Source organism: Nocardioides sp. YJ-D4 (assembly GCF_054031495.1).
Window position 1 is genome coordinate 1331463 of the sequence record NZ_CM132932.1, and the last position, 12608, is coordinate 1344070.

General features: G+C 71.6%; 12 protein-coding genes. 4 read left to right on the forward strand and 8 right to left on the reverse strand.

Annotated features, from left to right (window positions below):
• Position 1: 1 nt before the first annotated feature.
• The 4 genes from mreD to ndk form a co-directional block, all read right to left on the reverse strand.
• The gene (gene mreD / locus ACW14X_RS06340) at positions 2–556 is read right to left on the reverse strand and encodes a rod shape-determining protein MreD (RefSeq protein WP_160024657.1); all 555 of its coding nucleotides are present in this window, start codon (positions 554–556) and stop codon (positions 2–4) included.
• Positions 553–1506 carry a rod shape-determining protein MreC gene (gene mreC, locus ACW14X_RS06345; protein ID WP_350837409.1) on the reverse strand — a complete coding sequence of 318 codons (954 nt, stop codon included), beginning with the start codon at positions 1504–1506 and terminating at the stop codon, positions 553–555. The genes mreD and mreC overlap by 4 nt, the downstream gene beginning before the upstream one ends.
• 73 nt (positions 1507–1579) lie before the next feature.
• Entirely contained in the window at positions 1580–2605 is a 1026-nt protein-coding gene (gene mreB / locus ACW14X_RS06350; protein WP_160024659.1) for a rod shape-determining protein, read from the reverse strand.
• A gap of 317 nt (positions 2606–2922) precedes the next feature.
• Positions 2923–3327 (reverse strand): nucleoside-diphosphate kinase, encoded by a 405-nt coding sequence (gene ndk / locus ACW14X_RS06355; protein WP_008358543.1) that lies wholly within the window; start codon positions 3325–3327, stop codon positions 2923–2925.
• A gap of 102 nt (positions 3328–3429) precedes the next feature.
• Here ndk and ACW14X_RS06360 point away from each other — a divergent pair, with 102 nt between their 5' ends.
• Positions 3430–5856 carry a Tex family protein gene (locus tag ACW14X_RS06360; RefSeq protein WP_457165058.1) on the forward strand — a complete coding sequence of 809 codons (2427 nt, stop codon included), beginning with the start codon at positions 3430–3432 and terminating at the stop codon, positions 5854–5856.
• 82 nt (positions 5857–5938) lie between these two features.
• Positions 5939–6304: a hypothetical protein gene (locus ACW14X_RS06365; protein WP_457165059.1), complete on the forward strand. Its 366-nt coding sequence runs from the start codon at positions 5939–5941 to the stop codon at positions 6302–6304.
• Between the two features lie 53 nt (positions 6305–6357).
• On the opposite strand, the gene ACW14X_RS06370 is transcribed toward ACW14X_RS06365, so the two are convergent.
• Positions 6358–7053, reverse strand: a complete 696-nt coding sequence (locus tag ACW14X_RS06370) for a pyridoxamine 5'-phosphate oxidase family protein (protein WP_457165060.1) — start codon at positions 7051–7053, stop codon at positions 6358–6360.
• 73 nt (positions 7054–7126) lie between these two features.
• Between ACW14X_RS06370 and pdxR the strand changes: the two genes are divergently transcribed.
• Entirely contained in the window at positions 7127–8476 is a 1350-nt protein-coding gene (gene pdxR / locus ACW14X_RS06375) for a MocR-like pyridoxine biosynthesis transcription factor PdxR (protein ID WP_457165061.1), read from the forward strand.
• Here the strand turns inward: pdxR and ACW14X_RS06380 are convergent.
• Genes ACW14X_RS06380 through ACW14X_RS06390 form a run of 3 tightly spaced genes read right to left on the reverse strand, consistent with a single transcriptional unit; the run spans position 8473 to position 10616 of the window.
• A complete protein-coding gene (locus ACW14X_RS06380; protein ID WP_160024663.1) occupies positions 8473–8742 on the reverse strand; it encodes a competence protein CoiA family protein in 270 nt (89 codons plus the stop codon). The two genes, pdxR and ACW14X_RS06380, sit on opposite strands and share 4 nt — an antisense overlap.
• A 10-nt stretch (positions 8743–8752) precedes the next feature.
• Positions 8753–9184, reverse strand: a complete 432-nt coding sequence (locus ACW14X_RS06385) for a DUF4233 domain-containing protein (RefSeq protein ID WP_457165062.1) — start codon at positions 9182–9184, stop codon at positions 8753–8755.
• A complete protein-coding gene (locus ACW14X_RS06390; RefSeq protein ID WP_457165063.1) occupies positions 9174–10616 on the reverse strand; it encodes a bifunctional folylpolyglutamate synthase/dihydrofolate synthase in 1443 nt (480 codons plus the stop codon). Before ACW14X_RS06390 ends, ACW14X_RS06385 begins: the two co-directional genes overlap by 11 nt.
• Before the next feature lie 103 nt (positions 10617–10719).
• On the opposite strand from ACW14X_RS06390, the gene ACW14X_RS06395 reads away from it, so the two are divergent.
• Positions 10720–12522: a M48 family metallopeptidase gene (locus tag ACW14X_RS06395; RefSeq protein ID WP_457165064.1), complete on the forward strand. Its 1803-nt coding sequence runs from the start codon at positions 10720–10722 to the stop codon at positions 12520–12522.
• Positions 12523–12608: the final 86 nt, after the last annotated feature.

Genomic DNA, 12608 nt, shown 5'->3' on the forward strand with positions numbered 1-12608 from the left:
CTCAGAGATCTCCCTTGCCGATCAGCCACAGCAGCGCCGGTATCAGCAACGGCGCCAGCAGCAGGTCGTAGCCCACGCTGATCGCCACGGTCGGCAGCAGCGTCAGCGGCGCCTCACCGAGGATCAAGCCGCTGACCGCGAAGATGCTGACCCCGATGAACGCGCAGGTGGCCACCGTGGCCATCACGGTCATCGCGTTGGGACGGCCCAGACCACCGTGGATGCTGCCCTCGCCGATGCTGCCTTCGCGGACGCGGCCGGCGACGTAGCCGACGATCAGCAGGGCCAATGCCCAGCGGCCCGCGGTGTGGTCGGCGGGCGGGGCCAGATCGAGGAGTACGCCGGCGGCGAACCCGGTCACCAGGCCGGCCTGCCCGCCACGGGTGAGCGCGACCGCGAGGACGACCAGGAGCGCCAGGTCGGGGGTGATCCCGCGGATGGCGAAGGCCGGCGCGACGCTCAGCTGGAGGACGACGGCGATGACGACCAGCATGCCGACCAGGACGTTGCGCAGCACCGGAGCGGCCCCGGAGGCACGGCCTTCCATCTCGCTCATCGCAGCTCTCCTTCCGGTGTGACGACGGCGCGGTCGCTCATGGTGTCGCCCGGCACCACCACACCGACGACGTCGAGCGAGCCGAAGTCGACGTACGGCTTGATCCGGACCGTCTGCGAGGAGTCACGCACGCTCTCGAAGCTGTCGGTCACCTCGCCGATCGGCAGCCCGGAGACGTACGGAGCGGCCCGGCCGTCACCCCAGGTGATGACCGTGTCGCCCTTGAGCGGGGTGGTGGTCTGGTCGACGAGGTCGAGGGTCAGCAGACCGGCGTTGGCGCCTCCGGCGACCGCGCCGGAGCCCCGGACCATGCCGACCTGACCGGACTTCTTGCCGCTGCGGTCCTCACCGCCGACGCGTCCGCCGACGACCGAGGCGGCGTCGACGATCAGCAGGACCGTCGCCGAGGTCTTGGTGACCCGCAGCACCCGGCCGACCAGGCCGTCGCCGGTCACGACCGACATGTCGGACCTGATCCCCGCGGCGCTGCCGGCGTCGATGGTGACCGTGCGGTTGAAGGTCTGGGCGGGGCCGTAGGCGGTGACCCGCGCCGGCACCATGGCGTAGCCGAGGTCCTCGGCGGCGCGGGTGATCGACTCGTACTCGGCGAGCTTGGCGCGGCCGTAGTCCGTGACCTCGACCTGGCGGCGCAGCGTGGAGTTCTCGGCCTCGAGCTTCGCGACCCGGTCGCGCAGCTCGTCGCGGGTGTCGAACCACTCCGGGATGTCGGTGAACGGGCGGGCCACCATCGCCGCGCCGGTCTCCAGCGGTGAGATCACCTCGCCGACCGCAGCACGGGCCGGCTCCAGGACGGGGGTCTGGTCGAGCGTGGCCAGCGTCGCGCAGCACAGGATGAGCGCGATCAGCCAGGAGCGCTTCGGCCCACCGCCGCCGGCCTTGGTCTCGAGGCTGCCACGGCGGTTGAGCCTCTCCCGCGGCGTACGGACCACGGGTTTGGGGCCTTTGCGTTGTTCCAGCCCTTTGCGCAGACGTTCGCTGGGGCGGGGGCTCAGCAACGACACGTCACCATCTCCTGTTCTCGTTCACCAGGACGGGGCGGAGCACGTCGTAGTCCTCGACGCAGCGGCCGGCGCCCATCGCGACCGAGGTCAGCGGGGACTCGGCGACGTGGACGGGCATGCCGGTCTCGTGGCGCAGGCGCTCGTCGAGCCCGCGCAGGAGGGCGCCGCCGCCGGTCAGGACGATGCCGCGGTCCATGATGTCGCCGGCCAGCTCGGGCGGCGTCTGGTCGAGGGTGGAGCGGACCGCGTCGAAGATGTCGTGCAGCGGCTCCTCGATCGCCTTGCGCACCTCGGCGCTCGAGACGGTCACGGTGCGCGGCAGGCCGCTGACCAGGTCGCGGCCCCTGATCTCGGCCTCGGGCTCGTTGGGCAGCGGCCAGACCGAGCCGAGGGTCATCTTGACCTCCTCGGCGGTGCGCTCGCCCAGGAGCAGCGCGTGCTCCTTCTTCAGCCAGGTCATGATCGCGTTGTCGAGCTGGTGGCCGGCGGTCCTGATCGACTGCGAGGTGACGATGCCGCCGAGACTGATCACCGCGACCTCGGTGGTGCCGCCGCCGATGTCGACGACCATGTTGCCGGTCGGCAGGTGCACCGGGAGCCCGGCGCCGATCGCGGCCGCCATCGGCTCCTCGATGATGTTCACCATCCGGGCGCCGGACTGGTAGCCGGCCTCCTTCACCGCGCGGATCTCGACCGCGGTGATCCCGGACGGGACACAGATGACCATCCGCGGCTTGGCGAAGTAGCGGCGGCGGTGGACCTGATGGATGAAGTAGCGGAGCATCTGCTCGGTCGCCTCGAAGTCGGCGATCACGCCGTCCTTCAGCGGTCGCAGCGCGACGATGTCGTCAGGCGTACGTCCCAGCATCTTCTTGGCCTCATGGCCGACGGCGACCATCTCGCCGGTGTTCTTGTTGAGCGCGACCACACTCGGCTCATCGACAAGGACACCCTTGCCGCGGACGTAGACGAGTGTGTTTGCGGTGCCGAGGTCCACCGCCATGTCACGTCCAATGATGCTCGCCATACGTCCTCGCGTTCCCGGGGCGCCGCGTCGGGGATCTGTGCTGCAGGATGCGGGCCTGCCGACGAGGCTACGAAGGTCCGAGCCCCAAACCGGAGAGGCTCGCCGAAACCGCAACGATACGGGGTGCATCCACGCCGCCGAAGCCGGGGATACCTGGTTCCGGAGACCGTCGAAAGACCGGTGGAACGAGAGATCGCGCCGGTGGATTCACCGGCGCGATCGTTCACTTCCTCGGGCGTCTCCGCGCTTCGCGCGGTTACTCCCTCGCTCGGCACAAGCGGACGAGCAAGCTCGCCGCTCGACCTCGCTCGGTCGTCTCAGGCGCCGAACCAGAGCTTGATCTCGCGGTCGGCCGACTCGGGCGAGTCGGAGCCGTGGACGAGGTTCTCGCGGTTGGAGAGGGAGAAGTCGCCGCGGATGGTGCCCGGGGCGGCCTTGCGGCCGTCGGTGGCGCCGTTGAGCGCGCGGACGACCTCGATCGCCTCGTCGCCCTCGAGGACGGCGGCGACGAGCGGGCCGGAGGTGACGAAGTCACGCAGCGGCGGGTACCACGGCTGCTCGACGTGCTCGGCGTAGTGCTCGTCGGCCATGCCCGCGTCGATGGTGCGGTGCTCCAGTTTCACGATCGAGAGGCCCTTGGCCTCGTAGCGGGACAGGATCTCCCCCACCAGGCCCCGGCGGACGGCGTCGGGCTTCAGGATCACGAACGTGCGCTGCGTCATGGGGGCGAGCGTATCGGGGCGGGCCGGTCCGGGCACGTTCGGGCCCGTCGCCGTCGAGCCACGTTGAGACCATGTCGGTGGGATGCGGCAGGATGGCGCTCCGTGACGACAACCCCATCAGCTCCGACGCTCGCAGACTCGATGGCCGCCATCCCGGCCCGCATCGCCGAAGATCTCGGGGTGCGCCCGGCGCAGGTGACCGCAGCGGTCGCCCTGCTCGACGAGGGTTCGACGGTGCCGTTCATCGCGCGCTACCGCAAGGAGGTGACCGGCGGCCTCGACGACGCCCAGCTGCGTACGTTGGAGGAGCGTCTCGGCTACCTGCGCGACCTGGAGGAGCGGCGCGCGGCGGTGCTCGCCGAGATCGCGAAGCAGGACAAGCTCACCCCCGAGCTGCAGGCCTCGATCCTCGCCGCCGACACCAAGGCGCGGCTGGAGGACATCTATCTGCCGTTCAAGCCGAAGCGGCGCACCAAGGCGATGATCGCCCGCGAGAACGGGCTCGAGCCGCTGGCCGACGGGCTGCTCGGCGACCCGTCGCAGGACCCGAACGTGGTGGCCGAGGGCTTCCTCGGCGAGAACGTCCCCGACGTGAAGGCCGCGCTCGACGGCGCTCGCGCGATCCTGGTCGAGCGGTTCGGTGAGGACGCCGACCTGATCGGCACGCTGCGGGAGCGGATGTGGAAGCAGGGCCGTCTGGTGACCCGCGTCCGCGAGGGGCGCGAGAACGACCCGTCCGCGGCGAAGTTCTCCGACTACTTCGAGTTCTCGGAGGCGTACGCCTCGCTGCCCTCGCACCGCACCCTGGCCGTCCTGCGCGCGGAGAAGGAGGAGGTGCTCGACGTCACCCTCTCCCCCTACGCCGAGGAGCCGGAGCCGGGCGAGGTGACCGACTACGAGCGCTCGATCGCTTCCCGTTTCGGGATCACGGACTCCGGCCGTCCGGCGGACAAGTGGCTGGCCGAGACGGTGCGGTGGGCGTGGCGTACGCGGATCCTCTTCCGCCTCGAGCTCGACATGCGCACCCGGATCCGCACCGCGGCCGAGGAGTCCGCGATCGCGGTCTTCGCCGACAACCTGCGCGACCTGCTGCTGGCCGCGCCGGCCGGCACCCGGGCGACGATGGGCCTCGACCCCGGCATCCGGACGGGCGTGAAGGTGGCCGTCGTGGACGCGACCGGCAAGGTGGTCGACACCTCGACGGTCTACCCGCACGAGCCGCGGCGCGACTGGGACGGATCGCTGGCGACGCTGGCGAAGCTGTGCACGAAGCACAAGGTCGACCTGATCGCGATCGGCAACGGCACCGCCTCGCGCGAGACCGACAAGCTCGCCGCCGACCTGCTCAAGCTGCTGCCGGACCTGAAGATGACCAAGGTGATGGTCTCCGAGGCGGGCGCCTCGGTCTACTCCGCCTCGGCCTACGCCTCCGCCGAGCTTCCGGATCTCGACGTGTCCCTGCGTGGGGCCGTGTCGATCGCGCGCCGTCTTCAGGACCCGCTGGCCGAGCTGGTGAAGATCGAGCCGAAGTCGATCGGCGTCGGGCAGTACCAGCACGACCTGCCCGAATACGGCCTCTCCAAGTCCCTGGACGCCGTTGTCGAGGACTGCGTGAACGGCGTCGGCGTCGACCTCAACACCGCCTCGGCTCCCCTGCTGCGCCGAGTCTCGGGGATCACCGAGTCGCTGGCTTCGGCGATCGTCGCGCACCGGGACGCCAACGGGCCCTTCCGCACCCGCCGCGAGCTCACCAAGGTGGCGCGGCTCGGCCCGAAGGCGTTCGAGCAGGCGGCCGGGTTCCTCCGGATCCGCGGCGGCGACGACCCGCTCGACATGTCCGGCGTGCACCCGGAGGCCTATCCGGTGGTCAACCGCATCCTCGACAAGGCGTCGGCGGACATCGGGTCGCTGATCGGCAACACCTCTGCGCTGAAGTCGCTGAAGCCGTCTGAGTTCGTCGACGAGAAGTTCGGTCTGCCGACGGTCACCGACATCCTCGCCGAGCTCGAGAAGCCCGGACGCGACCCGCGGCCGGAGTTCCGCACGGCGACCTTCTCCGAGTCGGTGCACGTGATCGCCGACCTGCGTCCCGGCATGGTCCTGGAAGGCACCGTCACCAACGTGGCCGCCTTCGGCGCCTTCGTCGACATCGGCGTCCACCAGGACGGCCTGGTCCACATCTCCGCGATGTCGGACAAGTTCGTCGAGGACCCGCGCGACGTGGTCCGTTCCGGTGACGTGGTGCGCGTCAAGGTGCTGGAGGTCGACGAGGCCCGCAAGCGGATCTCGCTCACGCTCCGGCTCAACGACGACGCTCCCGCGGATGCTCCTGCCAAGGGCGAGTCCGGCCGCTCGGGTCGCCCTGGCGGTGGCCAGCGTGGCCAGGGCAAGGGCGGGCCCAAGGGCGGCGGCAAGAGCGGCGGCGGGCGCCCCGGTGGCAACCGTGGTGGCCAGGGTGGCGGGCGCGGCTCGTCCGCTCCGGCCAACAGCGCGATGGCCGACGCGCTGCGGCGCGCCGGGCTCTCCTAGGCGGCGGCCGGGGAGGAGATCTGCACGAGACCTGCACATCTCCTCCCCGCATCCTCCCGGCCCCGCGCCCTAGGTTCGGAGCATGACCTCCAAGAACCTGTACGTGCTCGGCGGGATCGCCACCGCTGGGACCGCGACTCTGCTTGTCCTCGGCGCCGGCGCGCTCGGGATCATCGGCGACGGCGGGCGCGCGGACATGATGTATCTCGCTCCGATCGGCATCGTCGTCCTCGGTGCAGTCCTGTTCCGGTTCCGGCCCCGCGGGATGGCGCTCTCCGACGGCGCCGCCGCCGTCGCCACCCTGGTCGTCGGCCTCATCGCGATCGTCGCCGGGCTCCACGACGACTTCGACGGCGCCCGGGACGTCGTGATGATCAGCGCGATGTACGCGGCGATGTTCGCGGCTTCGGGCTGGTTGTTCTGGCGATCCACCTCGCTGGCCCGGTAGTCCGGGGAGCTTCCGTGGGTCTACCAGCCGGTAACGGACGGAAACTCCCCGGACTATCCCACCTCGGCGCCCAGCTGGGCGGCGCGGCGTACGACGTCTGCCGGGGGCGCGCCGTCCGCGTCGTCGGCCGTTACCGGGGTGCCGGCGACACGGTGGATCGGGATCACGCCGGCCCAGGTGCCGGAGTCGATGTCGGCGGGGTCGTCGACCGGGCCCTCGGCGCGCGCCTTCATCGACGCCTCGGCGAGCGGGAGGGCGAGTACGGCGGTCGCGGCGAGCTCCTTGCGGGTGGCCGGACGCAGGGTGTCCCAGCGGCCGGGGATCATCTGATCGACGACCAGGGCGAGGGCGCGCTCGCGCTCCTCCGGGTCCTCGACCAGGCGGGCGCGGCCGATGACCACGGCCGAGCGGTAGTTCATCGAGTGGTGGAACCCGCTCCGCGCCGCGACCAGACCGTCGAGCTCGGTGATCGTGACGCACACGTCGCGCTCCAGCGCCCGCGCGAGCCAGCCGGCGGCCACCGAGCCGTGCAGGTAGAGCGACCCGCCTGCGTCCGGGCCGTCGAGATCGAAGCCGTACGCGGTGGGCAGGACGACCGGGTGGGCATCCTCGCCCGACCCGACGGTGACGCCCAGGTGCGCGATGAGCGCCTCGCCGAGGAACGCGTGCAGGCGCTCGCGGTCGGGGACGGCGCGGTTCTTCCCGCGGCTGATCCGGGTGCGTGGGGTGGGTGACAACGTCGTGCTCATGGCACCATCCTGGTAGCGAAGTGGCCTGCACGCACGGGCCAATTCCGACCTACTCCGACAGGCCATTCGACCGATGCTTCCCGTGACCCTCGACCGCACCTCCGGCGAGCCGCTCCCCGCCCAGCTCGCCGGCCAGGTGCGCGCCCTGGTCCTCGCCGGCACCCTCGGGACCGGCGACCGGCTGCCCTCGAGTCGTGCGCTCGCGGCAGACCTGGGCGTCTCGCGCGCGGTGACCGAGCAGGCCTACGACCAGCTCACCGCCGAGGGCTGGCTCGAGGCGCGCCGCGGATCCGGGACGTACGTCACCGCGACCCGCCCGACAGGGGTGACGTCTCGGCCGACGGGCGTGACGCCTCGGCCGACGCGGGCGACGTCTCGGCCGACGCGGGCGACGTCTCGGCTGGATACGGGCACACCGTTCTTCGACCCGCGGCTGGAGCCGGGGTGGCGGCGGGCGTGGCGGGAGGTCTCGGTGGCCACTCCCCCGCGCGGCTACGACGATCCGCAAGGGGTGCTCGAGCTGCGCGAGGCGCTGGCGGCGAGGCTCGGACGCACCCGCGGCCTGGACCTCCACCCGGACGAGATCATCGTGACCGCGGGGACCAGCGACGGGCTCCGCGCGCTCCTGCCGGAGCTGCGCCCAGGGCCGGTCGCCGTGGAGGATCCGGGATACCGGGCGGCGGCCGAGACGGTGCTCACCTACGGTCGCGAGGTCATCGACCTGCCGGCCGTGGACAGGGTCGCCGACCTGGCGCCTGCGGTCGCGGCGTACGTCACTCCGGCGCATCAGCACCCGCTGGGACGCGTCATGCCGGCGGCCGACCGGCTGGCTCTCCTCGAGGCCGCTCGACGGGCGGACGCGGTGGTGATCGAGGACGACTACGACTCGGAGTTCCGCTACGACGTCGCGCCGGTGCCCGCGATGGCGACGCTCGACCGCGGCCGGGTCGTCTATCTCGGCACCGCGGCGAAGTCGGTGGTCCCGACGCTTCGTCTCGGCTGGCTGGTCGCGCCGCCCGACCTGCACGAGCGGATCGTGCGCCGCCGCACCATCACCCACGCCGGCGCCGCCTGGCCCTCGCAGCGCGCCCTGCTGACGCTGCTCCGCGACGGCTGGCTGGACAGGGCCGTACGCTCCGCCCGCCGCGTCTACGCCGAACGCGCCCCGCGGGTGGCGGCGGCGATGAGCCCGTACGCCACGCTCGCCGGCCCGCTCGCCGGGATGTACTCCACCTGGCTGCTGCCCGAGACGGATGCGCGCAGAGCCCGTGACGCCGCCCGAACGGCAGGCTTCGAGATCAACCTGCTCTCCACCTACGCGCGCTCCAGCGGCCTGACCGGCCTGGTGATCGGGTTCGGCGGCGTGACCGATGCGGAGCTCGATCAGGCGCTCGCAGCGCTCACCGGGGCCCTCGCGCGCTAGCGGCCGGGTGCGTCGTCCTCGATCAGGTCGAAGAGGTTCTCGAGACTGTCCGGGTCGTCCTCGCCACCGCCGACGGCCCACCCGGAGCTGGTGCGACGCAGCTGCGCGCCGACGAGCCGGCACGACTCTCCGGCCTTGTGCGCGTAGTGGGCCGTACGCGTCCGAGGCCGCCGCAGCACCAGCGCGTTCCCGCACGCCGGGCACAGGGCCCAGTCGGTCGCCGTCTCGTCGTCGGTCGCCATCTGAAGCTCGTCGCGCTCCTCCACGGCAGCCAACCTACCTGGGCTCGGCCTCTTCGCCGGCCACTTCCGCGGCGTCGTCCTCAGCGCTCTCCTCGGCGGCGATCCGGTCGAACGCCTCGAAGGCCGCGGCCCGCTCGCGCTCGATCTTGCGACCGAGGATGTCGGCCATGCCCCACAGGACCGCGAAGATCACGCCGACGACGAACATGATCGAGATCAGGAAGCCCATCCCGATCGCGACGACCTGCAGCGCCCAGCCGAGCCAGTAGGCCCAGGGGCGGCGCAGCAGGCCGGCCACCACGATGCAGGCCACGAAGAACCCGAGGCCCAGCGGGAGCGCCAGCCCGGCGGAGACCCCGCCGATCGAGATCATCACGGGCGCGGCCAGCGCGACCGCGAGTCCCTCCATCGAGACGATCGCGGCACACATCCCGCGCCGCGGCGACTTCTCCCGCTCACTCGCCATCTGCGTCCGCCTCCAGGTAGGCCTCCAGCTCGGGGTCGGCGGTCGGCACGACCCGGGCGGTCGCGGCCGACCGGGCGGCCGGGCCACGGGAGCCCAGCAGCGTACGCGCCTCTCCGGCGGTCACCACGGAACCCGTGACCAGCACCGCACCCTCGGAGATCGAGCCTCCGCCGGAGGACTCCGACAGGCCGATCGCGGCGTCGATGGCGTCGGCCAGGCGCGGCACCACCGAGACCCGCTCCTCGCCGTAGAGGTCGACGGCGATCTTCGCGAGCTCGATGGCCGGAAGGGCGCGCTCGGTGGAGTTCTGGGTGACGACGAGGTGCTCCAGCACGGGCTCGAAGGCGGCGAGCATGCCCTCGACGTCCTTGTCGCCCATCACCCCGATGACGCCGACGACACCGGAGAACGAGAAAGAGTCCTCGAGCGCGGCGACCGTCGCCTCGGCACCGGCCGGGTTGTGGGCGGCGTCCAACAGGACCGTCGGGGACGACCGCATGATCTCCAGCCGGCCCGGCGAGTCGACCTTGGCGAACGCGTCGCGCACGAGCTCGTCGGCCAGCACGGTGTCTCCCAGGAACGCCTCGACCGCGGCCAGCGCCGTCGCCGCGTTCTGCGCCTGGTGGGCGCCGTAGAGGGGCAGGAAGAGGTCTTCGTACTCCCCCCGCAGCCCGCGCAGCGTGAGGATCTGTCCGCCCACCGCCGGGGTGCGGGAGACGACCCCGAAGTCGGTGCCCTCCCACAGCAGCCGGGCGCCGACCTCCGCCGCGTGCTGATCCAGCACCGCGGCGACCTCGACGGACTGCTCGGCGATCACGGCGACCGCACCCGGCTTGATGATGCCGGCCTTCTCACGCGCGATGGCGACCGGGTTGTCACCGAGATACTTGGCGTGGTCGACCGCGATCGGGGTCACCACCGCGACGTCGGCGTTCGCGACGTTGGTCGCGTCCCAGCCACCGCCCAGCCCGACCTCGACCACGGCCACGTCGACCGGGGCCTCGGCGAACTTCGCGTAGGCCATCCCCACCATCGACTCGAAGAACGACAGCGGGTGCGGCTGGTCGTCGTCGACCATGCCGAGGTAGTGGGCGACGTCGTTGAACGCGGCCACGAACTCGTCGTCGGTCAGGGGCTCGCCGTCGATCGAGATCCGCTCGTTGATCCGCTCCACGTGGGGCGAGGTGAACCGCCCCACGCGCAGGTCGAGGGACCGCAGCAGCGTGTCGATCATCCGGGAGGTGGAGGTCTTGCCGTTGGTGCCGGTCAGCTGGATGATCCGGAAGGCGTTCTGCGGATCACCGAGGATCTCGAGCAGGGCGCGGATCCGGTCCAGGGAAGGCTCGAGCCGGGTCTCGGGCCAGCGCGACTGCAGCGCTTCCCAGACCTCCTCGATCGTGGCCGCCAGACGCGGCGCGGGAGTCTCACTCATCGGGTCGAGTCTATGGCGTACACGCTTCCCAGCGAATTGCCAGACCCGCTACCCTCCCACTCATCTCGGACTGACCCCCATCCCCCCACAAGGTCCACCATTCATGCGTACGCTCCGGGCTGCTCTCGCGGTCTCGTTCCTGGCCGTTGCCTACGTCCTGGCTGCCTTCGCGCTGGTCGGTCAGCAGATGGCCCCACGGCGGCGCCCCAGGACCTCGGGCGACCCCGGCGGGCTCGTCCTCACCGAGCAGGAACAGCCCGGACTGTGGGCGGAGGTCCGCGCGCTGGCCGCCACCGCCGGGACCCGCGCCCCCGACGAGATCCGGCTGGTGCCGGAGGTCAACGCGGCGGTCAGCGAGGAGACCAGCCTGCTCGGGCTCAGGACCGGGACCCGGCGCATGTTCCTCGGCGTACCTCTCCTCCAGGGCCTCTCCCGCAACCAGCTGCACGCGGTGCTCGCCCACGAGCTCGGCCACCACAGCACCAGCCACACCCGGCTCGGCGCTCTCATCCACCGGAGCCGCCTGGCGATCGCCGAGGTCGCCGCGGGTCTCTCCAACCCGCTGGTGAAGCGGCCGTTCCGGACGTACGCCCGTCTCTTCTTCTCCCTGACCCGCCCGCTCGCGCACGCCCATGAGATCGACGCCGACCGGCTCAGCGCGACCGTCGCCGGGCCACTGACCGCGGCCACCACCCTGCGCACGCTCCCCGCGCTCGACGCCGCCTGGCACATCTATCTGGAGCAGTACGTCGAGGCCGGCACCCACTACGGTCTGCGGCCCACGCGCTTCTTCGACAACTTCACGAACCTGATGAGCGACCCCGAGCGGCTCGAGGAGCTCGCCAGGATCAGCGCGGCACCGCTCGAGGCGAAGACGTCGGCCTACGACTCCCACCCACCGCTGTCGGAGCGCATCGAGCGGTTGGAGTCGATGGCCTCCGCGGACGAGGCGGACAAGTCCGGCAACGCCGCCAGCATCCTGCGCTACCCGTCCCAGAACTTCCTCGCCCTCGAGGACAAGACGTTCGCCGGCTCGGGTCTGACCCCGGCGCCGATGGCCGAGATCGTGAGCGTCGCCGGCGCACGTGCTGCGGCGATCAACGCCGAGACGCTCCTGAACGCGATGCAGGACAACCAGATCGAGCCGGCCACCGTCCGCGGAGCCCTCGACCTGATCGCCTCCGGCAACCTCGACACGCTCCTTGACCTGGTCGAGGTCGACGACGCCGAGGCGAAGCGGAAGGTCATCGCCCGGCTCCTCGGTGCCGCCATCGCCCACGAGCTGGTCGGCGAAGACAAGGCGCGCTACGAGCTCAGCTGGGCCGGCCCCTGGCGGCTGGTCGACGTCGCCGGCCAGGAGGTCGACCCCGAGGAGCTCGCCTACGAGGCCCTCGGCTCCCCCGGCTACGCAGCCGCGCTGCGCGCCTGGGTGCACCAGCTCGACGCCCAGGTCGACGCCGAGACGCCGGCGCCCGCCGACGCCGAGACGCCGGCTGCGACGACGCCCGACGGATACATCGGCGCCTTGGCCCCGATCTCCGGCGACGGCTTCCGTACGCTCCTGGTGACCGAAACCGGACTGATGCTGCTCAAGCCCTCCGGCTCCGACCGGCTCGCCACAGGCCTCGCCTCGGTGACGTCCGGCTCACCCGGCAAGAAGCTGATCCAGCGCGCCCTGGACAGGTCGCCCGCCGAGCTGGCCACCGCCGCCAACGCCACCTACCTCCCCTGGGACCAGATCCGCGCCCTCCACCTCAAGCAGAGCAGCAGCGGCCGCCGTTCCGCCGACATCACCACCGCCACCGGCGGGGGCTGGTCCCTGCGCTGGACCAACGCCGCCGAGTCGGAAGGCCACATCTGGCCGGCCGTCGACCACTACCTCGGCCGCCGCTTCACCGTCGACTGAGACGCCGAGTCGGCTCATCCTGACCGCAACCCGCGCCGAGTCGGCTCGTTCGAACGAGCCGACTCGGCGCGGAATCTCGTCAGTTC